Below are 23,971 nucleotides of genomic sequence, written 5' to 3'. Positions count from 1 at the left end.
TGTGTATAGGGTTGAAATAATTTCTAACTTTTCTTTAGAATTTGATTTTCATGAATGTATAACTAGTATAGAAGAGGAATTAGGAGAGGTTATATATTATTCTAAAGTATATAATGTTAAGGGTAAAGGAACAAAAGGTGAAAGGCAGGGTAATGAAGTATGGCCTGAAGAGAATTTTATTTTTATAGTTTATACAGATAAGTTAATTATTGTAGAGAAATTAAAAAATATTACTGAAATTTTGGATAAAAAATATCCTACTGAGGGAATTAAATTTTTTGTTATTGGTAATTAGGCTTTTATTAATTTTTACTTTATATAATTTTGTTTTATAGATGTTTGTTAGTAATTTGAGAATTTGGTAAATATTATAAATTGTTACATTAAATAAGATTAAGATATATCTTATTAATTGGTATATTCTCAGGCAAGATTAAGTTATGATTTTGTTATTTAAAATGTTATAATTGTTAGTAATAATTCTTTATAATAAGTTTGTAGTAGGATCATATGTCAATAGTAAAGACTTTTTTTGAGATTGCTAGTAAGCATGGTTGTGGAATTGCACAAATATATAAAAATAATAAAGACTATTTTAAAGTTACTTATGCTGATTTGAAAGAGAATGTTTTAAAATTTGCTTCCTTTTTAAGGAAAATTAATTTAAGATATCAAGATAAAGTATTTATTTGTTCTGAAAATAGAATTGAATGGAGTGTTATAGATTTTGCGATTTTATCTTTAGGTGCTGTTGATGTTCCTAAGGGTATTGATATTACTCTTTTTGAGGCTGAAATAATTATTAATAATATTGTTCCGAATGTAATCATAGTTGAAAATGTAGATCTTCTTGATTTAATTATTAAGCTTAAGTTTCAAATAAAACCTACTGTAATTGTTATTGATGATTTGTATGAAAAAGATAAATTACGTTTTAGTGAGTTTGAAGTTTATACTTATAAAGAGTGTATTTTAATTGGAGAAAATGCGAGACAGGATGAAGAGATTATTGAGACTGTCAATAATATTAGTCTTAATGATATGGCAACAATAATATATACTTCTGGTACTACAGGAAATCCTAAAGGAGTGATGCTCTCTCATGCTAATTTTCTTTATCAGGTGTCTAGTTTTAGTCGGATGATTAGTGTTACTGAGGGGCAGATATTTATGTGTATTTTGCCAATTTGGCATTCATTTCAAAGGTCATTTTCTTATAATATTTTTCTTAAAGGTATGACTTGTTTATTTTCAAATATTGTTCCAAGAAATATGCTTGATGATATTAGAAATATTAATCCTCATTATATTGCTGCTGTTCCTAGACTTTGGATTGCAATAAAACAAAATATTGTTAAAGAGATTTCAAAAAAAAACTTTTTTGTAAGGTTATTGTTTAGGATTTTTGTTAAATTTGCATGTATTAGTGACATTTGTCGTAGAATAATTTTAGGTTTATATCCTGATAATGGACTGGATTTATTAATACCTTTCAAAAAAATTTTAAGTATTTTGGGAGTAATAGTTTTATTTCCTTTGAATGTTTTGGGAAATTTGATTGTATTTAAAAAAATAAAAAAAGTTTTAGGCAATAATTTTGTTGTTGGTATTTCTGGTGGTGGTAGCATACCTTTGTATGTTGTGAGGTTTTTTAATGCAATTGGTATTAATCTTGCTAATGCTTATGGCTTAACGGAGGCATCTCCAGGTGTTGCATCTAATGAGTATGGAAAGATAATTGTTGGTACTAGTGGTAAAATATTACCCGGAACTATTGCTGAGATTAGAGATGAGAATGGCGTAAAACTTAAAAAACCTGGGAAAGGAGTTTTGTTTATTAAAGGTCCTCAAGTTATGATTGGATATTATCAAGATATAGAGGCTACAAGGCAAGTTATTGGTGATGATGGATTTTTAGATACGGGTGATATTGTGAAATTGTCAAAAGATAATGTTGTTCAAATTATAGGGAGGGAGAAAGATACTATTGTTTTAAACAATGGAGAAAATATTGAACCTGCTCCCATTGAAATTAAGCTTGAAGAATCTTTACTTATTGAGAAAGCTGTTGTTGTTGGGCAAGATCAAAAATTTTTAGGTGCATTAATTCTTCCTAATTTTGAGGAGATAAATAAATATTTAGAGAGCATAGGGCATAAAATTCGTGATACTAATAAACAACAAATTATTGCAAATAATATTGTTCTTAAAGCTATTGGTGATGAGATAAAAAAACTTATTAATAGGGCCAATGGATTTAAACCTTTTGAGCAGATACTAAAGTTTGTTCTTTTAGAAAAGCCATTTGAAGTAGGGAAAGAGATGTCTATTAAAATGGATATTAAGCGTAATTATATTTCGAATTTTTATCGAAATGAGATAAAAAATTTATTCTCTTGATTTATTGTAATATTATCTCAAGTTCTTTTATATCTTTTAATTTTGTGTTAGGTGAATGAGACTGTTTGTATACAAAGCCATTTCCTTTAATATTTATTTTTATATTTATATAGTCTTTTAAAATTTTCATTAAGTCTCTTTTAGAGAGTCCCTTGAGGTTTGGCAAAGTTTCTTTTATGTTATGTTTTATTATAGGTTTTGGTATACTGATTTTTGAAGAAATTTTAATTTTGTTGTATTCTTCTTTATTGTTTTTCTGTTCAATTAAATTTATTATTTCTTTAGCCATTGGTGCAGCGATTCTTGTTCCATATATGATTTTTTTAGGGTATCTGTATACGACATAAATAATATATTTTGGATCTTCTGTAGGATATATTACGAGTATTGAAGATGTATAATCTTCATTTGAATATTTACCTGTATTTTGATCTATTACTTGGGAAGTTCCACTTTTGGCTGAAATGCTTAAGTTTTTTGTCTTAAGTTTTGGTATGCCTCCTTTATTTACAACTTCTCTCATCAATTTTAAAACTTTTTGTGCTGTGTGTTCAGATATTACTTTTTTAATTTCTTCTTTAGGAAATTCTTGAATTGTATCTTGCATTTCATTGATTATTTTTTTTATGATTTTTGGTTTTAACATGATTCCTTTGTTACTCAATACGCTAGCAGCTTGTAATATTTGAATAGCAGAAACCCCTATTTCTTGTCCAAACCCAATTGTGGCTTTGCTTCGTCCTGACCATTTTGAATGATGATTTAAGATGCCTTTTGTTTCTCCGGGGAAAGGGAATCCAACTCTTTCTCCAAAACCAAAATCTATTAGTTTGTTATAGAAATATTCATTGTTGATTTTGTCTGTAAGATGAGCTATTCCTACATTAGAGGAATAAAGTAAAATTCCACTAAGATCAATATAATCATAAGGAGGATTTAATGTTTTAATTATAATTGTTTCTCCTGATTTGAATTTTTTTTGATATATACCGTTATCTAAAAATTTTTCGTTTGGTTTTAATAATCCACTATCTAATAGAATAGCTACTGTAAATATTTTATTAATACTTCCAGGTTCATAGGTTAGTGATGTTGAAAAGTTGTTCCATATCTCTTTAGAATATTGTGAATAATAATTGGCATCATATTGTGGAAATTGAAGCATTGATAAAATTTCTCCATTCTTAGCATCCATTACTATTGTAATCATATTTTCAGGTTTATTTTCTTGAAAATATTTTTTGGCTATTTGATTTATATTGTTTTGAAGATCTATGTCTATTGTTAGGTAAATATTGTTTGTACTTAGTTTGTCATTTATATATTGTTGTTTTGTAAAATCTTCGTTTAATATGGAGTTTAGAGAAAATTCAATACCTGTAAGTCCAATATTATCAATACCTACAAATCCTGTAATATTGCTTGTCAATTCTTTAAATGGATAAATTCTTTTATAATCTGGATAAAGTATGATATCTTTTAGTCTTCCTTCTGATTGAATTCTTTTGATTAGTTCTGATTCTTCTTTTGTTATTTGTCGTTTTATATACTGAAATCCTTTTTTTGACAACAGTTTTTGTTTTATTGTTTGAGGATCAATTTTTAATATTGCCCCAAGAGTTTCTGACGTGTTTACAATATTTTTTATTTTTCTTGGATCTGTTCCTACTGAATATGATTTTGAAGAGAAAGCTATTATTTTGCCATTTCTATCATAAATGTTACCCCTTCTTGATATATGATTTATTTTTTGAGGAAAATGTTGCATATTTTTTGAAAACATTAGTATGAAATATTGATAGATTGTTAACAGTGTTATTATGAGAAAAATTATCAGTATGATGTTTAATCTTAAGCTACTAGCAAAATTTTTATTCATCAATTATTTAGATGCTCCTTATTTTTGAATAAATATCATAATACTTAAGAATTTTATTATTAATTTTGATTAATTTTTTCTCATATTTATAATATTATATTATGAAAAGATTAAATTTGAAATTAGTAGAGGTTGAAATATAGTGGATGTTAGAACTTTAAAAGGTTTTAGAGATTATTTGCCGAAAGAAGCGTTAATTCGTACTCATATTATAAAACAAATATATAGTGTTCTGGTTTCTTATAATTTTGATTTAATAGATACTCCTATTCTTGAGTATTCTGAATTTCTTTTAAAAAAGGGTGGGGATGAAGTAGAAAAGCAAATTTATAGATTTAAGGATAATGGAGATAGGGATGTTTCCATGCGTTTTGACTTGACCGTTCCTTTTGCAAGATTTATGGCTACTAATAAATCTAAGATTAAATTTCCTTTCAGAAGGTCTCAAATAGGTAAGGTATTTAGGGGTGAGAATACTCAAAAGGGCAGATATAGAGAGTTCATGCAATTTGATTTTGATATATTAGGTGAGGATACTTTTCGTAGTGATGCTGAGATTTTATCTATTGTTTATTGTGGACTTGAAGAGGTTTTTTTAAATTTTATAGAAGGTATTAATATAAAATTTGTTATTCACTTTTCTCATATTGGAATATTAAATACTTATATTGAAAAGTTGGGATTAAAGGATAAATCCATTTTTATTTTAAGGAATATAGACAAATTAGACAAAATAGGAATTGAGGCTGTACGAGAAAATTTGCTTTTAGAGTTAAGTGAAGAGCATGTTGATTTAGTATTAGAATTTGTAAATTTAGATGGAACTTTTAGTAATAAAGTAAAGGCTTTAAGAAGTATTTTAGGAGATAATAATGCTGTTAAGAGAATAGAAGATATTTTTGTGCATTTGAATGCATTGGGAATTCAAGATGCTTTTAATTTTAATTTAAAGATAGTGCGTGGACTTGATTATTATACCGGACTTGTATTTGAGGCTGAAATGTTAGGTGTTAATATGGGAAGTATTTGTAGTGGTGGGAGATATGATAATTTATTGTCTTTATTTTCTGGTTCTTTGCAAAAAGTTTCAGGGGTTGGAGGATCTTTTGGTATTGATAGGATTCAAGATATAATTGAAATTGATAAATTTAATTACATTAAGTTGTTTGTAGTTAAAGCCAGTTCTAGAGTATTAATTGTTAATATAGACGATACTTTGCAAGATTATTATTATAAACTTGCAGATAAATTTAGAAGACATGATTATTCTAAGATAAATAATATTGCTTGTGAGGTATATCCTAAGAGTAAAGATGGTAAAAATATTAAGATTCAAATAGAGTATGCTCTTGCTAAGGCTATAAGATTTTTAATTTTTGTGGGGCAAGAAGAATATCAAGAAGGTAAGTTAAAGGTTAGAGATTTAACCAAAAAGGAAGAACTTTTATTGTCTTTTGATGAGGCTATTAAGTTTATTAAGGGTAATGATAAATTTTTATGCACACCTTTTTAATTAAAGGTGGTTAAATTTTATTATTTTTTAAAATTAAATTTATTCTTTTTCTTTTTTGATTTTGCGAATTGTGATTGCATTTAAGAGCAATGTATTTGTATTGTATTCATATTTGATTTGTCCTAATATTTCAACACAGTCTTTGAAATTAATTTCAATATCAAAGTTTATTTTTGTTGTTATTATTCCCTCAAGTATATCTTTATTGTATCCTACATAAAAATCAAAGTAGGTTATGTTATTTTTTTTTTCAATATTATTGATAATTCCTTCCCATTTAACGTATACATCTGAATAAATTAGTGGATTTTTTTTAATTTCTTTTAAAATTAAAAAATCGTCAAATGTGATAAAATCTGGGTTTGATATAAAACTTGCAAGATTTTTGGCTTTAAGTTTTATTGATTCTGATGCATTTGAATTTAATATTTTATTTATTTCGATCCTTGCAAAATTGTCTTTACCATTTTTTAAATGGCTTTTTATTTTTTGAAATGAATTTTTAATTTCAGTTTCAGTTAGTATGAATACAAATTGTCCTTCATAATTTTTTATTTTTTCTTTGTCATTTATTTTGATGTCATCAATATATGTTGCTACATTGTTAATAGTTTTTTTTATGTTTGTTTGAGAATTATTTATTATTAATTTAATATTTTCTTTGAAATTTGTAAATGAAAATATTGCTATTAGCAAAAATGAAATACTAACTATTGATAATATTATTTTTGTTAATTTATAAAAATTCTCTCCTTTTTCTATTTTGATTTTTGGAAATAATTTATCATATATTTTGTTTTTTGTAAGAAATAATGTTCCTTGAATAGGATGTTTTCTGATGATTTCTAATGATAATTCTGAACGTTTTATATCTTGATTATCTTCTATCATTTTAAGCCATATTTGTATAGCTTTGTCTTCTTTACCTTGAGCTGCTAATAGTATTGCTATTGATTGTTTGACATCTGGTTCTGTTGGATTTAAAGTATAAGCTTTTTTTAGATATATTTGAGCGTTTCCTAAATTTCCCATTCTAAGATAAGACATTCCTAAAATATAATGATAAATATAGTAATCTTTATAGAAAAAAATTTCCTTTTCTATAAGTTTTATTACGTCTGCGTATTTATGAGAGTTATAATAATTAATAGACTTGTTAATAAGTTTTTTAGGTGCTGTTTCCATAAAGTTGAACTTACCCTCATGATATTATTTTTAATATTTTTATATATAAATATTATCTTAAAAAAATGATAAATAAAATAATATTGTTGTTTTGTTTTAAATGGATGTTAGTTTGACTAAAAATTTATTAATGTTATAATTATATAAGTCGTTTGGGATTTATACATATTGTAAAGTGGTAGGAATGTGTCATCAGAAAAAATCGCGGAATTAATCAAAGATATTTATTTAAGTTTCAAAAAAGGTGATTTTAAAACAGCTTTGATGAAATCAGAAGAAGCGCATTCTCTTGATTTTGACAATGTTGAAATTTTGACGGCTTTAAAGAGTTCTGTATATTGGAATGGTCAAATTGAAAGTCTTGATAGAATAGATAAGGATTATGAAAAGGCCGAATTTTTAACAAGAGAATGGAATAATTTTGCTAGAAGATATTTAAAAAAAATGAATTTTGATTTTATTCAAGGGCGTAACTCAATTAAGTATTTTGTATTTCAGTTATGTTTGAATATATATCAAAATATATATAGGTTACAACCAGAAAATCTAGACATTTTAATAAAGATTGCTAAGTCTTATAAAGGAATGGGTAATTATGAGAGAGCTATAGCTGTTTTTTTACAAATATTGGGAGATGCAAAGGATAATGCAGATGTGGTTGCTGAGCTTGCTGATTCTTATGCTCTTATTGATGAGATTAAAGAAGCCAAGGTATTGTTTAGAGAAGCTTTTTTTATTAATCCTCAAAAGATCGATATAGATGCGCTTGAATCTGAAATGATACTTAAATTAGTAGAAGCTATTAAGAGTGATAGAAATATTTCTGATACTCTTATTAAAGAGTGGATACCTGTTTATGGTGCACTTAATGGTGTTTTTAATATAAAAAGAGAATTGAGGCCTATTGAGCTTGGTCATTTGAAGCAATCTGTTTATAGTTTGCGTAATGAACTTAAAGAAAAGTCTTATAGATCAATAAATGAGAGCATATTGCTTCCAAGGCTTATTAATAAATATTTTTGGCTTATTGATCATTATGTAAGGATAAAAGAAGATCGTGTTAGAATCGATGAAATTTTATCTTATATTAAAGAAATAGATATAGGAATATATCAGCAATATGTCAATTAGATTGGTTTTAATAAAATTGATATTAGGAGAGTTGAATGTCTAATATTACTATAGAAAGATTAGATAATATCTTGCAAGAGGATAAATGGACAAGAATAGTTGTTAATAATTATTCTCTTGCTAAGATAAAGGAATTGGATGAGTTAATAGATAATATAATTTCTGAAAATTTAACAGAAGAAGCTTTGGATATTTGTGGTAAGCATTTAAAAGATATCAAGAAAAGTATTGCTGGTCTTTATATTTCAGGAATGCTTATATATAGTAGAAGACCACTTAATGATATGAGTTTGCTTACAGTTGTAGATTTGTTTTCTCAGAACTTAAAGTGGTCTCTTGTTGAGCATATATGTCACAAGATGCTTTTAACTTCTGAGAATAAGCATGCACTCTATACACTTGCAAAGATATATGCACAAAATAATGAAAATGATAAGTTGCCAAGTATTTGGATGCGTATTGTTGAAGCTGATGTTGATAATACTGTTTTTGTAAGACAACTTGCTACTCATTATGAGAATGTTGATTTGCAAAAATCAATATATTTTTTTAGAAAGGCTATTTATCGTTTTATAGATAAAAAACAAATGTCAGGCATTAGAGAAATATGGTCTAAGTTAATAAGATATGTCTCTGATGATTTTGATTCCTTTTTGTTAATCCTTCAGAAAGTTGAAAAAGAACTTGGTTTTAAAAAGGTAGTGGTTCTTTATGAAGATTTGTATGAACATTATGCTGTAAGTGGCAATATCGATGAGACAATAGAAATTTTAAAAGGAATTTTAAAACTTGATAATAAAAATCAGAAAGCAAGAGAAAATTTAGTGATTTTTTTAAGAGAAAAGTATAAGGATGTTAATAATATCGAAGAGTATCTTGAAAAGTCTGATATTGAAAATTTAGATAAAAATTTTGTTGATGTTTATTCTGATTTTGAAAAATACTTGTTTTTTGCTAAGGGCAATTTTGTTTATCATCAGACTTGGTTTGTAGGAATAGTTAAAGATGTAAATGATCAGGGTATTTTAGTTGATTTTGTATCTAAACGCGGACATTTTATTAGTTTTGATATGGCTATATCTGCTTTATCTCCTCTTGAGAGGGAAGATATTAGAGTTTTAAAGGCTATTAAACCTAAAGAAGAGCTTGTTGAGCATCTAAAGAGAGATATTGAATGGGCGTTAAAAGTAATTATTAAAAGTTATAAGTCGATTGATCTTAAAGGGATTAAAAGAGAACTTGTTCCAAGTTTGATGACTCAGAGTGCTTGGAATTTATGGAGTGTGAAAGCTAAACAAATTTTAAAAGATAATCCTCATTTTGTTATGGCATCTGGAAAAGCTGACTGTTATATATATAATGAGCGAGCTTCTAATTTTAATGAAAAGATTTATGATAAGTTTAAGGTAGAAAAAGATTTTTATAAAAGATATGAAATTTTTATGCATTATTATACTTCTGGTGGTATTGTAAAAGATTCACATATTGAAGAAGAAATGTTAAATTATTTTTTGATTTATGTTAATAATTTTGCAAAAGTTGATCATTATGTTATAAGTTCTTACGTAATACTTAAATCTTTAAAAGATTTTGATGATAAGATTGCTTTAAAAATTAATATTGAAAGAGATATTAATTTAGAAGTTCTCTTGAAGGAATATTCTAAGAGTATAGTTGATCTTTTTGATGCTATTTTGAATGCAGATATTAAAAAGGAATTGATATCTTTGATTAAAGAAGAATTGGTTGATTGGGTTGTTTATTATAAGCAGCTTTTTCCTTGTTATGTGAATAAAAAATTAATTGATTCTCTTTATAAAGAAGATATAAAAGAAACCGAACATCTTTTTAATTATGTTACCAAGAATTATAAGATGTATAAAGATGCTTATATTTGGATTTTAAAACATTATACTTCTTATTCTCTTAATTTAGATTATTCTGATGCAGAGTTATTGGTAAATTTGATTAAAATTTTAACAGATAGTGTTATTAAGATTAATAATAAAAATAATTCTGTTGCTAATAAGCGGATTTATAAGATGGTAAGTAATCTTTTAATTAAAGATAAATATCTTAGTATTGTTTTAAGTAATGTTATGGATGAGGAACTTGCTAAGAGGATATATATGACTTGTTTTTACATAAGAGATTTTCCGCCAAAAGATTTAATACATATTAAAACTGCAATAAGAACTGTATTTGGTAATATTGAATTTGAAGACGAGAAGATGCAAGTTTCAGGAGATAAGGTTGAGATAGGATTTTTAACTATTTTAAGTTCTCTTAGCAAAAAACAAAAAGAATTACAATATTTAAAAGATGTAGAAATACCAGAAAATTCAAAAGAAATTGGTAAGGCACGTGAACTTGGTGATTTAAAAGAAAATGCAGAATATCATTCTGCAAAAGAGAGACAACAGTTTTTAACAAAGAGATTAAATACTCTTATGTCTGAGATAGATGTTGCTAAGGTTATTGATATTAAAGAACTTCAAAGTTCTGTTGTTGGATTTGGAACGAAAGTTACTATGATTAATAAAGATACGGAACGAGAGGAGTCTTATTTAATATTTGGTCCTTGGGAATCAAATCCTGATGAAGGTATTATATCTTATAAATCACCTTTTGGAGAAAATTTGTTAGATTCTCGGGAAGGTGATAGTCTTGATTTTGTTATAAATAATACTCATTTTCAATATTATGTTAAGAAGATAGAGCCTGCCAAAATTAATTGAGAGAGATAAGATGTCAAAATTAAAAGATCCAATGGATGATTCTTTGAAAAATAAATTAAACAAAGAAAAAGCCATTGAACTTGCTAGAGTGCAAATAGAGAAGGATTTTGGAAAAGGAAGTCTTATTAAAATGGGAGAATCTCCTGTAGGAAAATATTTAGAGAGCATACCTAGTGGTTTTATTTTGCTTGATGAGGCAATTGGTATTGGTGGGTATCCTAGAGGCAGAGTAGTGGAAATTTTTGGTCCTGAGTCTTCTGGTAAAACTACTTTAACTCTTCAAGCAATTGCTGAGATTCAAAAGACAGGTGGAATTGCGGCTTTTATTGATGCTGAACATGCTCTTGATCCTGTTTATGCAAGGGCCTTGGGTGTTAATATTAATGAACTTTGGCTTAGTCAACCCGATACAGGAGAACAAGCTCTTGATATTGCTGAATATTTAATTAGGAGTGGTGGAGTTGATTTAATTGTTGTTGATTCTGTTGCGGCTTTGATGCCACAAGCAGAAATTGATGGCGAGATGGGTGATACTCAAATTGGACTTCAAGCAAGACTTATGAGTAAGGCTTTAAGGAAAATTACAGCTATACTTTCAAAATCTAATGCTTGTATTATGTTTATTAATCAAATAAGAATGAAAATTGGTTTAGTCTTTGGTAGTCCAGAGACTACTACTGGAGGAAATGCTTTGAAATTTTATTCTTCCCTTCGTCTTGAAGTTAGAAAGGTTGAGCAAGTTATAGGCAGTTCTTCAGATAATGTTATTGGTAACAAGATAAGAGTTAAGGTTGTTAAAAATAAAGTGGCACCTCCTTTTCGTAAAGCCGAACTTATAGTTTATTTTGGCAAAGGTATTTCGCGTGAGGCTAGTATATTAGATGCTGCTATTAAATATAATTTGGTTCAAAAATCAGGTTCTTAGTATGCTATGGGAGATGATAACTTAGGACAAGGTAGAGAAAATGTTATTGAGTATCTTTTTAATGAAAAAGCCCTTGCAAATGAACTTGAAAATAAACTTAGAAAAATAATATTTGAAAGTCCTAGTCAAGATTCTCTTACAGTTGATATTTCGAAGAGTGAGGAAAATAAAGAATAAAATAAGAAATGATGAATTTAGATAATTATTTGATTGTTTATAATGATTTTAAAGGAGAAATAGGGGTCTTTTTTGATTACATAAGAAATAAAAGAGAAATTCTTAAGACTTTTAATTTAAATCAAATAATAGAAGATTTTTTAGCATTTTCTGAAAATATTGAAATGGATGTTAGAGAATTAATTAAATTTTATTCTTTTACAACTAGTTTGCTTTATTTAAAAACCCAAGTACTCTATCCAGTTAAATTAAAAGATCGAAAATTTGTTGAAAAAGAAATAGTTAATAAGTTGATGAAATTTAGTGATAAATATGTGGTGTCTAGAAAAGTTGTTCGAAAAAAAGATGAAGTATGTTTAGATATATCTAAATTTCCTTTTTTAAAGGAAAATGTTGTCTTTTTAAAAAATGTAGATGATGCGAAGAATTATATTGCTAATATTAATGAAGTTAAGAATAAAGATAGAACAATGAGGGTCAGTAAAGAACGAAATGATATTTTATCTGATAGATTTAGGTTTAATATTGTTTTAGATACTTATGATGCTAAGATTGCAGATAAAAAAAATAAAATTATGTCACTTTTGGCTAAAGAGGATAAGTGTAGATTTGAATTTTTATTGCGTTTAGATGATAAATTTTACTTTTTTGAGAGATTTTGTTATTTTTTAATCGTTCTTGAATATAAAATGTCAAATGTTATAGATTTGGTTTATGTAAATAATGAATTAATTGTAATAAAGGGAAGAGGTATTGACGAATATAAACAGCAAAGGGCTTAGAGTACATGTTTTTTTGGCAGAAAAAGGTATAGGTTCTAGGAGGTTTTGCGAAGAGCTTATAAGAAAAAATCTTATCAAAGTAAATGGCATTTTTGCTAAGCTTGGAGATAAAGTTTTCTTGGGTGATAGAGTGGAGTATGGAAAACAAGTGTTTGTTTTTCAAGATTCTAAAGTTGTAAATAAAATTTATATTGCTCTTAATAAACCTATAAATTACCTTTGTTCAAATTTTGATCCAATGGGAAGAAAATTGGCAATATCTTTGGTTCAGCCTTTATTTAGAGAACGTTTATTTTCAATTGGCAGGCTTGATTTTAAAAGTTCTGGTCTTTTGCTTTTTACTAATGATGGTCGGTTTGCAAATAGTATTGTGCATCCAAAGAATGAAATAGAAAAGGAATATATTATTGAATCAAAAAGGGTTGTTAGTGAAGATTTGCTTGTTAATTTTAAGAATGGAATAAAAGTTGATAATGAACTTTTTAAGTTAAAGTCTTATGTTATGCTTGGTAATAATACAGCCAGGTTAATTTTAACAGAAGGTAAAAATAGAGAAATTCGTAAAGTTTTTTTAAGTAGGAATATCTTTTTAAAGAAAGTGCATAGAGTTAGGATAGGTAATATTACATTGAGTAATTTGAAAGAAGGACAAATTAAGGTTTTGTCTTTAGCTAAAATTAATAAATTAAAAACTCAGTTTTTGGGGGCATTGATGTGATAATAGCAATTGATGGACCTTCAGCTTCAGGAAAAAGTTCTGTTTCAAAAGCATTGAGTATGAAATTGGGTTTTAAATTTATTAGTTCTGGTTATTTGTATAGAATAATAACTTTAATTGCTCAAAGATTTACTTTAAATGAGTATGATTTGCTTAATGAGAGTAAACTTGTGGATTTAATATCTCAAAATGATATTAAATATAATGATAATTCTTTTCTTTTAAATGGTGTTGATGTTATAAGTCATATTTTAACTGAAAAAATAGATTTTCAAGTTTCTCTTTATTCTTCTTATGTAAATATTAGGAAGATTGTGAATAAAAAATTAAGAGAAATAGTTAAAATTCAAGATGATGATTATATAATAGAGGGTAGAGATATTACTACTGTAGTATTTCCAGAAGCTAAGATTAAAATATATCTTGATGCTTCTGTTGAAGTGAGAACTTTAAGACGGTATAATCAAAGGGATGATGATATGGCTTTAATTGAACTGGAGCAGGCACTTGAGAAGCGAGATGAAATTGATCAAAATAAAGAGTATGGTAAATTGAAGTTGGGTAAAGGGGTTTTTTATATTGATACAAGCTATAAAAGTTTAGATGATGTATGTGATATTATCATAAAGACGTTTAATTTGAAAAAAAAGTGATAGAGAGGTGAGAATGGAAAATCAAGAAGATTTACAAGAAAATTATCTAAAGGTTCTTGAGAAGGTAGAACTAGGTAGTAGTGTTTCTGGTATTGTTATAAATATTATGAAAGATTATGTACTTGTAGATATTGGTTATAAGTCTGAGGGTTTTATTAAAATTGATGAATTTGAGACCATTCCAAATGTTGGAGATAAACTTGATGCAATAGTTACAAAAGTAGGAGGAGAATTAGGTTTGGTTCTTAGTGTATCGAAACTTGATTCTCTTAATTTGCAAGATAAAATTGATGAATATATTGCGAATAGAAAAGTACTTAAAGGCAAAATTTTAGTTGAACTTTCAAGTGGATATAAAGTTCAGATTAATGATAATGTTACTGGGTTTATGCCATTTTATTTAAGTTCTCAATTGAGAGATGAAAAATTAAAAAGAGGTTCTGTAGTTGAATTTTATGTTATTCAGGCAGATAAATCTGATGGTCTTAGGCTTATTCTTGATAGGCGTACTTTAGAGAGAGAACGGGAGTTTCTGAAGCGAAAAGAGCTTGTTAGTTCTTATAGTGAAGGAGATATAGTTGATGGTATTGTTGAGAAGATTACAGATTATGGTGCTATTATAAGGATTAAGAATCTTGTTTTAGGAGTTTTGCATAAGAGAAATATTGCATTTAATCGTGTTGAGAATGTTGAAGATTTTATTCATGTTGATGATAAATTAAGATTGAAGATTATTAAGTTGAGTACAAATACGGGCAAAATGGAATTATCCCTTAAGGCTTTAAAAGTAAATCCTTGGGATTCTGTTGAATCTAAATATAAGGTTGAAAGTATTGTAAAGGGAAAGATTGTTAAAATATTACCTTTTGGTGCTGTTGTTGAAATTGATAGTGCAATATCAGGATTTCTTCATATTAGTAATTTTTCTTGGGTAAGATCTATAAAAAGTCCTCAGGAATTGGTAAAGGTTGGACAAATTGTAGAAGTTAAGATTTTAGAGATAGATAAAGAAAATCAAAAAATTTCTTTAGGTATTAAACAAGTCAATGAGAATCCATGGAATAATTTGGCTGATAGGTGTGGTGTTGGGAAGGTTGTTCAGGGTGTTGTTAAAAATATTACCAAAACTGGTGCTTTTGTAAGTATAGAAGAGGGTATAGATGCATATATTAGTAAATTTGATATCTCTTGGGTTGAGGAAGTTAATCCTGAGAAATACTTTGAGCTTGGTAGTTCTATTAGTGGTAAAGTTATAGAATTTGATGCTAAAAGGCAAAATATTAAGTTGGGAATTAAACAATTAGAAGAAAATCCTTGGGATGATTTTTCTAAGAGTTATAAAAAAGGTGATGTTCTTGAAGTTGAAATTATGGAAAAGAGATCTAAGGGGGTTCAAGTAAGAGTTTATGGTAAAATTATGGGCTTTATTAGTAAAATTCAACTTGGAGATACAAAAGAGTCTAGTTTGGAGACTTTTGAAAAGTTAAATGTTGGGGATAAAATTAAGGTTATAATCACCAATATTGACTTTAAGAATAAATTGGTTTTGCTTTCTTACAAGGCATATAAAGAACAAAAATCGAGCGAAGAAATTTCTTCTTATCTATTTAAGGAGGATGATGAGGAATCTTATAAGCCATTTGCAAATCTTTTAAAGAGGGATTCTGATGTTTAAAAATAAATTTTTTATCGGTATTCTTGCAGTTATTATTTTTGTAGGAATTATTATTTATTTTTATGATTTTACGGATATAAATTATGTAAAAGAAGGAGGAGAGATAGTAGAAAATCTTGAGCAAGATTTAAATCTTTATTTGAAATCAAAAAATACTGAAGAAAGGCAAAATTTAGAATCTAAAATAGAAAAGGCTTTAAACAGTAAAGATGATATTACTTATGAATTTCTTCCACGTTTTTATCTTGCAAAGTCTACTTATTCTCAGAGCAAAGGTTTGTATGAAGAAGCTCTTAAAGATTTAGATGTTGTTATTGCGTTAAAGTGGATTGAGCGGGAATTAGCTTATATTAATAAAGCTGTTATTTATGAAAAAATAGGACAAGTGGAAAATGCTTTGTTAATGTATGATAATGTGATTAATCAAACTAAATTAGATTTTATGAAAATTAGGGCTTTGCTTGGAAAGGCAATATTAGTTGAATTACAAGATAAAAAATTGGCTATTGATATATATGAGAAGATTGCTAATTTTTCTTATGAAGATAATTTATATATTAATATTGCTAAAAATAAGCTTTTTCAGCTTAAATAATTTGATTTGTTTTTTATTTAAATATTCAAGGAGGATTTAGTTATATTATATTTTTAAGTGTATTTTTTTTTATATTTGGTTGTGGAATTGAGGATATCGCTTTAGTTGATTCTCCTTCTGTGGTTGATAGTAGAGCTTCTAGAGATATTTTGGCTTTTAAATTACCTTATGGGTATTTTGATAAGAGTAGTAATGCTAAGGTTAGAGGTTTTGATATATATTATAAATTTTATCCGGAAGGTACGAATCATAATTTTAGTGGTTTTGCAAGAAGTGTTCAAAGAGATTTTGATGCATTAAAGAGTGTTTTTAATAATGTTAGTGCATTTAATTTGAGAGGGTTTTATAAAATAAATTTAGATCGAGATCATTTTTCAGGAAGTCCTACCTTAAAATTGGATAAGAGTTGGATTCAAGGTAAATTTCCTTTATATATTGAATTAAATTTTGAAAATTTAAGAAAAAGTATTCCTGGTTCAGCGTTTATTACTATAAGGAAGGGCAATAATTCTTCATCTCCTATTCTTAAAGAGATTAAGAATATGTACAGGTCTTATGTTGTTGATGGTTTTTATACTGAATTTTTTGATGTTTTGAAGAAATCTAAAGTATCAGATAGTAAAGATAGACCATTTGATCTTAAACATATTAGTGATAGCTTTTTTACAAGAGATGTTTCTCCTAAGTATAATTTAGTGATTTTTGTTATGGCAGCAGGTAATGCTATTGAAGGTGATCTATATAGTGTTATTGTTAATTTAGGAACTTTAAACAGTTTTGAATTGTCAAATTAGTTGAAGGTAAGGTATGTTAGCATTTTTTCTTCATTTAATTTTAACTAATATTATTATTTCTTTTTTAGTAAGTTTTTTTGTTGTTTTTTTTGGTATATTGCGATTTAAGTTTTTACTTATTTATTTTATAAGTTTTTTAGGAAGTGTTTTATTTTTATTTTTTATTCCTCTTTTTTATTCCGATTATTATGATAGACAGATAAATATTTTATTTTATTTGTTTCCAATTATTGGTTCAGTAGTTTTGGTATCTTTATTAAGATTTTCTGAGAGGAGTAAGAATGATTTATAAAGAGAATTTTGAAATTGCGCTTGTATCAAGTTCTCTTGCTAGAATTGAATTTTTAAATGCTTTAAAGCTTAATTTTGTTTCTCTTAGTGTTGATATTGATGAAAATTTAATCATGAGATCCGGTGAGATGGAAATTACAAAAAAGATCTCGCTTATTAAGCTTACTAATGCCATTGAAAAATATGGAAAAGATAAATGTTTAATTACTGTTGATACTTTAGTAAAAAATGATTCTATTTATATTGGCAAAATACAAGATGAAAAGGAAGCTTTTGTTAAAATAATGGAATATAGCTGTAAGCTTGTTGAGGTTGAAACAAGTTTATGTATTTTTATTCCAGTAAAAGAAAAAATAGTGAAAGCTTGTGAAGTTTCATTTATTAAATTTAGAGAATTAACCCCTGATATCGTTTATCATTATATTTCTCTTGGATATTGGAAAGATAAGTCTGGAGGTATAAGTCTTAAAAATGGTGTTGCAGATATATTGATTGAATATATTAATGGTAATTATTCAAACATTGTAGGCTTACCAATTGGTTTGTTTTATGATATTCTTATTAAAGAAAATATAATTTCCGCTATATAAGTAGTGAGTAATAGCGAGGGATTTGGGAGGTTGTTTTGGCAGTAATTACTATGAAAAGCCTTTTGGAGGCTGGAGTTCATTTTGGTCATCAGGTAAAAAGGCTTGATCCAAGGATGAAAAGATTTATCTTTTCAGAGAGAAATGAAATACATATTTTAGATTTACAAAAAACTCTACAAGGAATTAAAGATTCTTATGAACTTGTTCAGAGCGTTATAAAGAATGGTAAGAAGGTTTTATTTGTTGGTACTAAAAAACAGGCAAGTGAGATAATTGAACAGGAAGCTAAAAGAAGTGAGATGCCCTATGTTAATAATAGGTGGCTTGGTGGTATGCTTTCAAATTTTAATACTATTAAGAAATCAGTTCAAAAATTAAAAAAATTGGAAAAAATGGAAGTTGATGGAACTTTTGAAATGATTAGTAAAAAGGAAGTTTCTCAAATTAATCGTGAAAAGCTAAAATTAGCTAAAAATTTGACAGGTATTAAGGATATGGAAGAGCTTCCCGGTGCTATTTTTATAATTGATCCTAAGAGGGAACAAATTGTTATTAATGAAGCTAGAAAACTTGGTATTACTATAATTGCAGTTGTTGATACTAACTGTAATCCAGATGTAATTGATTGTCCAATTCCTGGCAATGATGATGCAATTCGTTCTGTTGCTTTATTTACTAAGATAATATCTGATGCTATTTTAGAGAGTGATAAAGAGGTTGGCATTCAAATAGTTGAAAATTTGAATGAAGAAGATTTAATGAGCGAAATTGAAGTAAAGAATGAAAGGAAAGAATCATAAAATGTATATAAGGAGAGTAATATGAGTATTAGTCCTCAAGAAGTAAAAAAACTCAGAGATGCAACTGGTGCTGGATTTGGTGATTGTAAAAAGGCATTAAGTGTTGCTGGTGGTGATTTTGAATTAGCTAAGAAAAAGCTTAAGGAGATGGGTATTGTATCTGCTGATAAGAGAAGTGGTAGAGATGCTAAGGAAGGGAGAGTTTTTTCTTATGTTAATACAGAAAGAGTGGGTCTTTTACTTATTGCATGCGAGACAGATTTTGTTGCTATGAATAGTGATTTTGTGGCTTTTGGAAATTCTTTGATAAAACAATTAGTCGAAAGTGGTAGAGATATTTTAGATGAACATCAAGAACTTGAAATTAAAAATTTGGCAGCCACAATAAAAGAAAATATTTATGTAAGTAAAGTTTATATTTCTAACATTGCATCTAATGAGCTTGTGAAAAATTATCTTCATGGGGATCATTCTAAGATAGGTGTGTTTGTTAAATTTAAAATAGATGATGCTTTAAAAATGCAAGATGAAAAATTAAATAATTTTGCAATGGATTTAGCTTTGCATGTGGCAGCTTTTTCTCCTCTTTATTTAAGTGTTAATGATATTTGTCTTAATTACATTAAAGAACAGGAAGAAATTTTTATGAGACAAATGGAATCTAGTGGAAAACCTGAAAATGTAGTTAAAGGGATAATATCGGGAAAACTTAAAAAACATTTAGGAGAAATTGCCCTCTTGGAACAAGGGTTTGTAAAGGATGATAAACTTACTGTTAAAGAAAAAATAGAAGAGGTTTCTAAGTTGATTTTAAGTAAAATAGAGGTGGTGGAATTTAAGTATTTAAGTGTTGGATAATAATTTGTGATTCTTTTGATTTTTTAAGGAGGTTTGAATGGAGGAATATAAAGCTTTATTAGATGAAAAGATGGGAAGGGTTGTTTTATCTCTTGAGAGTGAATATAAATCTTTAAGAACCGGTAGAGTAAATAGCGCTCTTTTTGATAAAGTATTTGTTGATTATTATGGAGAAAAAACTCCTTTAACTAGGGTTGCTAATATTAGTGTTCCTGAGGCAAGGCTTATTGTCATTCAGCCTTGGGATAGAAGTCTGTTATCTAAAATAGAACAGGCTATACTCAATTCAGATCTCTCAATGAATCCTTCAAGTGATGGATCAGTACTTAGGATTAAGGTGCCTGTATTGACTATCGAGAGACGAAAAGAAATAGTAAAACAAGCAAAGAAAATAGCTGAGGATCATAAAATTGCAACTAGAAATATAAGGCATGAATTAAATAATAAAGCAAAAAAGCAAGAAAAAGATTCTCAGATTACTGAGGATGATTTACGACGAATTTTAGATGATATTCAACGAGATACCAATTTTTATATAAAAAAAATAGATGGGATTTTTGATTTAAAAGCAAAAGAGATAATGGAAGTTTAAGTTTATGAGTAGTAATTCTCTTCCAAGTCATGTTGGGATCATTATGGATGGAAATAGGAGATGGGCATTAAAAAAAGGTTTGTCATTTTTTGAAGGACATAAAGAGGGTTTAAAGAGAGCTAAAGAAATAGTGAAACATTCTTGTGAATTGGGTATAAAGTGTTTATCTCTTTATGTTTTTTCTACAGAAAATTGGAATAGAACAAATTCTGAAATAGAACATTTGATGTTTTTAATTGCCGATTATCTAAGTTCTGAGTTTAAATTTTATGCTGAAAACAATATAAAGGTAGTGGTTTCAGGCGATATTAAAACTTTAAGTCAAAAAGTTAAAAAGTCGATTAAAGATGCTACTAATTATACAAAGAATTTTGATGGACTTATATTAAATTTGGCTATTAATTATGGCGGCAGAAATGAAATAGTTAGAGCTATTAAGAAAGTTTTAGCAAAAGGGTTATCAGTTGAAACTTTAAATGAGGTTGAATTTGCTAAGTTTTTAGATAATCAAGAACTTGGTGATCTTGATCTCTTAATTCGAACAGGTGGAGATATGAGAGTAAGTAATTTTCTTTTATGGAGACTTGCTTATTGTGAATTTATTTTTTCAAATGTTTTATGGCCAGATTATTTTGTTTTTCATTATGAGAGAGATTTGGAATGTTTTAAGAATAGGAAGAGAAACTTTGGGAGATAAAGGTTTATTTAGTATTAGGTCTAAAAAGTTGACATTTGTTGCTAGACTTGGAACATTTTTATTTTTTGTTCCTTTGGTCTTGCTTTTAATATTTTTAGAGTTTAAGAGTTATTTATTCATTAATATTTTAATTTTTATGTTTAGTGGAATTGCTGCAAAAGAAGTTAATGATTTGCTTAAATTTAAGTCTGCTTCTGTTTCTAGTACTTTATCTTTCTTTTTAGGAATATTCCCTCCAATTTTGACATATGTGCATTTTAATATTTTAGATTTAGGCATTAATATAGTATTTTATTTAGTTATAACTTTGGTTTTTAGTAACTGGATTGTCAATTTGGTTTTTATTAAAGAAAATGAAATTGTTAATTTTTTATCACAAGCAACTTCTATAATTTTTATACTCATATATCCAGGTATTTTGATGTCATTTGTTGTTGCTATTACTACTTTGCCAAAAGCACCTATTCTTTTATTAATACTTTTTTCTATGGTTAGTGGTAATGATACTTTTGCTTATCTTTTTGGATATTTCTTTGGAAAAAATAGTTATAAGCCCACTATTATTAGTCCTAATAAGACTATAATGGGATTTTTTGGTGGTATACTATTTTCTATCATTGTTGTACTTATTGTAGTAAGCTTAGGATTGATAAATTTAACTTATGGAGAGGCTATGGTTTTTGGAGTTTTAATAGGATTTTTTACTATTATTGGCGATTTGTTTGAATCTGGACTTAAGCGTAGTGCAGGAGTTAAAGATTCTGGTAAAATTATTCCTGGTAGAGGTGGTGCTCTTGATTCAATTGATTCATATCTCTTAACAGGTCCTATATTTTATTTATATTTGTCGTAGTTTTGGGGAGTCATTAATGTATATTTTTTTTAGTATTTTAGCTTTCACTTTTATAATATTCATTCATGAGTTGGGGCATTTATTTTTTGCAAGACTTTTTAAAGTTAAGGTTGAAGTTTTTTCTATAGGAATAGGCCCCAGTCTTTTTAAAATCAAAATAAAGGATACTGAGTATAGATTTTCTCCTATTTTTTTAGGGGGATATTGTAAACTTAAAGGGTCTGAACATTTGGAACACGAACTTAGATTAAATAAACAACTTGAAGCAAATAAAGATTCTATTTTTGGTATTTCTCATTTTAAAAGGATATTAATATATTTTGCAGGGCCTCTTTTTAATTTGATTTTTGCATTAATTGTTTTTATTGTAATTGAAATGATAGGAATTGTTTATCCCGATTATTCTAATAAGATAATCGTTATTAATAAAAATGCTTTAAGTAAATTTAGAGATGGTGATGTTATATTGAACGTTGATAATACTAATATAAAGTATTATTCTGATTTAAAGAAAGTTCTTCCTTTAAAAAATTCTAAAGTAACCTTTACTGTTTTAAGGGATGGTGAGAATATTAGTTTTGAGGATAACACAAGTTTAGATAAGTTTTTAGAAGAAATTAACCCTTGGATAGATCTTGTTGTTGCTAAAGTTAAAATTAATTCTTCAGCCGAAGTTGCTGGTCTTCAGCCTAATGATAGAATAGTAAGCATTAATGATGTGTCTATAAGTAATAATAGGGATTTAGATGATTTAATTTCTAAACTTGATGTTAATGTGGTAGATATTAAATATGAAAGAGATGGAGAAATTTTGACTTCAAAATTGGTATTTCAGGATATTAATAAAAATTTAGGAATTTATTTATTACCTGGTTTAAAACGATTGGTGAGAGCGGATAATTTGGTAATTGCTTTTACAAATTCGTTTAATAAAGTTTTAGATATTTTAGGTCGTATTTTATATTCTATTATTGAGTTGTTTACTAATTTTAGAAGTAATTCTAAGAATATTACGGGGCCTGTTGGGATGATTAATATTTTTGCTGGGTCTTTTGCTTTTGGGGTATTGTATTGGCTTGATACTCTTGCTATTTTTAATTTACTGATTGCTGGTATGAATTTATTTTTTGTTGTAATTCCAATGCTTGATGGTGGTCAAATTTTGATTAGTTTTATTGAACTTGTGCGTGGAAAGAGATTTAAAGCAAAGATTATTTACTATTTTTATCTTTTTGGTATTTTGATGATGCTGATTCTTTTTATATTAGGACTTTTAAATGATTTGAGTAATTTTTAAAATACTTTTATATATTAATTTTAGTAGTATGCAAAACTTGAATTAATAGGGCAGTACATATTGAAACATAAACCAATAATGTGCAAATGATGCAAGTAATATTAATATATGAAAAAAGTCATGCATTTTCATATTTGATATTGGGTTTAGTTTTTTACTTGTTGAATATACTATTCCTCCTATTGTATAAAGGATTGCCCCCAATAGCTAGCCATAAAAATCCTTGTATAGGGAGTATGTTATAGATGAGTTTGATTCCGAATATAATACTCCATCCCATGATGATAAATATGCATCCGTTAATCCATCCAGGACTATTGATGTATATTGATTTAAATATGATTCCTAAAATGGCAAATCCCCAAACGGTTGTAAGAATTATTTTCCCATAAATATTGGGCATAAGAATTAGGCATGGTGGGGTATATGTTCCTGCTATTAGTATAAATATTGATATATGATCAAATTTTCTAAATAGTTGTTTTATTTTGCTTCCCTTTGCAAATATATGATATAAGGTGCTCATTGTGTATAATAATGTCATTGATGAACCATAGATTAAAAATAATATTGCATGAAGATATTTTTTTAGATTTATTGATAGGGTTATAAGAATAGTTGTTCCTATAATTGATAGGATAATACCAAACAAGTGAGATATTGAACTAAATAATTCATTTTTAGGTATTATAGCATTATATGATGGTACGTTTTGATTTTTTTAGACATAATTCACTCTTTTTCATATTAATAATATGTATATATTTCTTTATTTTAGGTATGTTAGTGCAAAATAAGACATAAATCAAGCGGTTGAAAATAATTTAA

General features: G+C 27.2%; 21 protein-coding genes and 2 pseudogenes. 20 read left to right on the top strand and 3 right to left on the bottom strand.

Annotation, left to right across the window (positions count from 1 at the left end; translation table 11 throughout):
* Nucleotide 1 precedes the first annotated feature (1 nt).
* Nucleotides 2–295: a PG0541 family transporter-associated protein gene (locus BRE_RS00730; protein ID WP_012537910.1), complete on the top strand. Its 294-nt coding sequence runs from the start codon at nucleotides 2–4 to the stop codon at nucleotides 293–295.
* A gap of 215 nt (nucleotides 296–510) precedes the next feature.
* Nucleotides 511–2,400, top strand: coding sequence for an AMP-binding protein (locus BRE_RS00725; protein ID WP_012538686.1), 1,890 nt, complete (start codon nucleotides 511–513; stop codon nucleotides 2,398–2,400).
* Between the two features lies 1 nt (nucleotide 2,401).
* On the opposite strand, the gene BRE_RS00720 is transcribed toward BRE_RS00725, so the two are convergent.
* The gene (locus BRE_RS00720) at nucleotides 2,402–4,279 is read right to left on the bottom strand and encodes a penicillin-binding protein (protein WP_041178080.1); all 1,878 of its coding nucleotides are present in this window, start codon (nucleotides 4,277–4,279) and stop codon (nucleotides 2,402–2,404) included.
* 142 nt (nucleotides 4,280–4,421) lie between these two features.
* Between BRE_RS00720 and hisS the strand changes: the two genes are divergently transcribed.
* On the top strand, nucleotides 4,422–5,792 hold the full coding sequence (gene hisS / locus BRE_RS00715) for a histidine--tRNA ligase (protein ID WP_012538684.1): 1,371 nt from the start codon (nucleotides 4,422–4,424) through the stop codon (nucleotides 5,790–5,792).
* Nucleotides 5,793–5,831: 39 nt separating this feature from the next.
* Here the strand turns inward: hisS and BRE_RS00710 are convergent, their stop codons facing one another.
* The gene (locus tag BRE_RS00710) at nucleotides 5,832–6,977 is read right to left on the bottom strand and encodes a tetratricopeptide repeat protein (RefSeq protein ID WP_012538683.1); all 1,146 of its coding nucleotides are present in this window, start codon (nucleotides 6,975–6,977) and stop codon (nucleotides 5,832–5,834) included.
* A 186-nt stretch (nucleotides 6,978–7,163) separates the two neighbouring features.
* On the opposite strand from BRE_RS00710, the gene BRE_RS00705 reads away from it, so the two are divergent.
* From BRE_RS00705 to rseP, 17 genes and pseudogenes are all read left to right on the top strand, one after another.
* The gene (locus BRE_RS00705; protein WP_012537905.1) at nucleotides 7,164–8,108 is read left to right on the top strand and encodes a tetratricopeptide repeat protein; all 945 of its coding nucleotides are present in this window, start codon (nucleotides 7,164–7,166) and stop codon (nucleotides 8,106–8,108) included.
* A 35-nt stretch (nucleotides 8,109–8,143) separates the two neighbouring features.
* Nucleotides 8,144–10,846 carry a transcription elongation factor GreA gene (greA, locus tag BRE_RS00700; protein WP_012538682.1) on the top strand — a complete coding sequence of 901 codons (2,703 nt, stop codon included), beginning with the start codon at nucleotides 8,144–8,146 and terminating at the stop codon, nucleotides 10,844–10,846.
* Between the two features lie 10 nt (nucleotides 10,847–10,856).
* A pseudogene (gene recA / locus BRE_RS00695) lies at nucleotides 10,857–11,948 on the top strand (recombinase RecA).
* 11 nt (nucleotides 11,949–11,959) lie between these two features.
* Nucleotides 11,960–12,730: a hypothetical protein gene (locus tag BRE_RS00690; protein ID WP_232212685.1), complete on the top strand. Its 771-nt coding sequence runs from the start codon at nucleotides 11,960–11,962 to the stop codon at nucleotides 12,728–12,730.
* Nucleotides 12,711–13,448, top strand: coding sequence for a pseudouridine synthase (locus tag BRE_RS00685; protein ID WP_376984135.1), 738 nt, complete (start codon nucleotides 12,711–12,713; stop codon nucleotides 13,446–13,448). Before BRE_RS00690 ends, BRE_RS00685 begins: the two co-directional genes overlap by 20 nt.
* Nucleotides 13,445–14,101 (top strand): (d)CMP kinase, encoded by a 657-nt coding sequence (gene cmk, locus BRE_RS00680; protein WP_012537900.1) that lies wholly within the window; start codon nucleotides 13,445–13,447, stop codon nucleotides 14,099–14,101. The genes BRE_RS00685 and cmk overlap by 4 nt, the downstream gene beginning before the upstream one ends.
* Nucleotides 14,102–14,114: 13 nt before the next feature.
* The gene (locus BRE_RS00675; RefSeq protein WP_041178079.1) at nucleotides 14,115–15,776 is read left to right on the top strand and encodes a 30S ribosomal protein S1; all 1,662 of its coding nucleotides are present in this window, start codon (nucleotides 14,115–14,117) and stop codon (nucleotides 15,774–15,776) included.
* Nucleotides 15,769–16,371, top strand: a complete 603-nt coding sequence (locus BRE_RS00670; RefSeq protein WP_012538679.1) for a tetratricopeptide repeat protein — start codon at nucleotides 15,769–15,771, stop codon at nucleotides 16,369–16,371. Before BRE_RS00675 ends, BRE_RS00670 begins: the two co-directional genes overlap by 8 nt.
* 119 nt (nucleotides 16,372–16,490) lie before the next feature.
* The gene (locus BRE_RS00665) at nucleotides 16,491–17,165 is read left to right on the top strand and encodes a hypothetical protein (RefSeq protein WP_012538678.1); all 675 of its coding nucleotides are present in this window, start codon (nucleotides 16,491–16,493) and stop codon (nucleotides 17,163–17,165) included.
* Nucleotides 17,166–17,178: 13 nt separating this feature from the next.
* Nucleotides 17,179–17,457 (top strand): hypothetical protein, encoded by a 279-nt coding sequence (locus BRE_RS00660; protein WP_012537896.1) that lies wholly within the window; start codon nucleotides 17,179–17,181, stop codon nucleotides 17,455–17,457.
* Nucleotides 17,447–18,046, top strand: coding sequence for a Maf family protein (locus BRE_RS00655; RefSeq protein ID WP_012538677.1), 600 nt, complete (start codon nucleotides 17,447–17,449; stop codon nucleotides 18,044–18,046). The genes BRE_RS00660 and BRE_RS00655 overlap by 11 nt, the downstream gene beginning before the upstream one ends.
* 35 nt (nucleotides 18,047–18,081) lie before the next feature.
* A complete protein-coding gene (gene rpsB / locus BRE_RS00650; protein ID WP_012538676.1) occupies nucleotides 18,082–18,846 on the top strand; it encodes a 30S ribosomal protein S2 in 765 nt (254 codons plus the stop codon).
* A 21-nt stretch (nucleotides 18,847–18,867) separates the two neighbouring features.
* The gene (gene tsf / locus BRE_RS00645) at nucleotides 18,868–19,704 is read left to right on the top strand and encodes a translation elongation factor Ts (RefSeq protein WP_012538675.1); all 837 of its coding nucleotides are present in this window, start codon (nucleotides 18,868–18,870) and stop codon (nucleotides 19,702–19,704) included.
* A gap of 37 nt (nucleotides 19,705–19,741) precedes the next feature.
* A complete protein-coding gene (frr, locus tag BRE_RS00640; protein WP_012537892.1) occupies nucleotides 19,742–20,296 on the top strand; it encodes a ribosome recycling factor in 555 nt (184 codons plus the stop codon).
* Between the two features lie 4 nt (nucleotides 20,297–20,300).
* Nucleotides 20,301–20,993: a polyprenyl diphosphate synthase gene (gene uppS / locus BRE_RS00635; RefSeq protein ID WP_012538674.1), complete on the top strand. Its 693-nt coding sequence runs from the start codon at nucleotides 20,301–20,303 to the stop codon at nucleotides 20,991–20,993.
* Nucleotides 20,941–21,846, top strand: coding sequence for a phosphatidate cytidylyltransferase (locus tag BRE_RS00630; RefSeq protein ID WP_232212684.1), 906 nt, complete (start codon nucleotides 20,941–20,943; stop codon nucleotides 21,844–21,846). Before uppS ends, BRE_RS00630 begins: the two co-directional genes overlap by 53 nt.
* A gap of 16 nt (nucleotides 21,847–21,862) precedes the next feature.
* Complete coding sequence (rseP, locus tag BRE_RS00625; RefSeq protein WP_012538672.1) at nucleotides 21,863–23,143, top strand: RIP metalloprotease RseP; 1,281 nt, start codon at nucleotides 21,863–21,865, stop codon at nucleotides 23,141–23,143.
* A gap of 42 nt (nucleotides 23,144–23,185) precedes the next feature.
* Here the strand turns inward: rseP and trhA are convergent.
* Nucleotides 23,186–23,834 (bottom strand): annotated as a pseudogene (gene trhA, locus BRE_RS05955) (PAQR family membrane homeostasis protein TrhA).
* Nucleotides 23,835–23,971 lie beyond the last annotated feature (137 nt).

The sequence above is a fragment of the Borrelia recurrentis A1 genome (assembly GCF_000019705.1).
GTDB classification, from domain to species: Bacteria; Spirochaetota; Spirochaetia; order Borreliales; family Borreliaceae; genus Borrelia; species Borrelia duttonii.
This window is presented reverse-complemented; position numbering and strand designations above follow the sequence as displayed.

Coding starts and splice junctions, on each gene's coding strand:
- greA (WP_012538682.1), top strand. CDS start 8,144: ATGTCTAATATTACTATAGAAAGATTAGATAATATCTTGCAAGAGGAT.
- rseP (WP_012538672.1), top strand. CDS start 21,863: ATGTATATTTTTTTTAGTATTTTAGCTTTCACTTTTATAATATTCATT.
- frr (WP_012537892.1), top strand. CDS start 19,742: ATGGAGGAATATAAAGCTTTATTAGATGAAAAGATGGGAAGGGTTGTT.
- BRE_RS00670 (WP_012538679.1), top strand. CDS start 15,769: ATGTTTAAAAATAAATTTTTTATCGGTATTCTTGCAGTTATTATTTTT.
- BRE_RS00720 (WP_041178080.1), bottom strand. CDS start 4,279: ATGAATAAAAATTTTGCTAGTAGCTTAAGATTAAACATCATACTGATA.
- BRE_RS00675 (WP_041178079.1), top strand. CDS start 14,115: ATGGAAAATCAAGAAGATTTACAAGAAAATTATCTAAAGGTTCTTGAG.
- tsf (WP_012538675.1), top strand. CDS start 18,868: ATGAGTATTAGTCCTCAAGAAGTAAAAAAACTCAGAGATGCAACTGGT.
- BRE_RS00690 (WP_232212685.1), top strand. CDS start 11,960: ATGAATTTAGATAATTATTTGATTGTTTATAATGATTTTAAAGGAGAA.
- uppS (WP_012538674.1), top strand. CDS start 20,301: ATGAGTAGTAATTCTCTTCCAAGTCATGTTGGGATCATTATGGATGGA.
- BRE_RS00725 (WP_012538686.1), top strand. CDS start 511: ATGTCAATAGTAAAGACTTTTTTTGAGATTGCTAGTAAGCATGGTTGT.
- BRE_RS00660 (WP_012537896.1), top strand. CDS start 17,179: ATGTTAGCATTTTTTCTTCATTTAATTTTAACTAATATTATTATTTCT.
- BRE_RS00710 (WP_012538683.1), bottom strand. CDS start 6,977: ATGGAAACAGCACCTAAAAAACTTATTAACAAGTCTATTAATTATTAT.
- BRE_RS00655 (WP_012538677.1), top strand. CDS start 17,447: ATGATTTATAAAGAGAATTTTGAAATTGCGCTTGTATCAAGTTCTCTT.
- BRE_RS00630 (WP_232212684.1), top strand. CDS start 20,941: ATGAGAGAGATTTGGAATGTTTTAAGAATAGGAAGAGAAACTTTGGGA.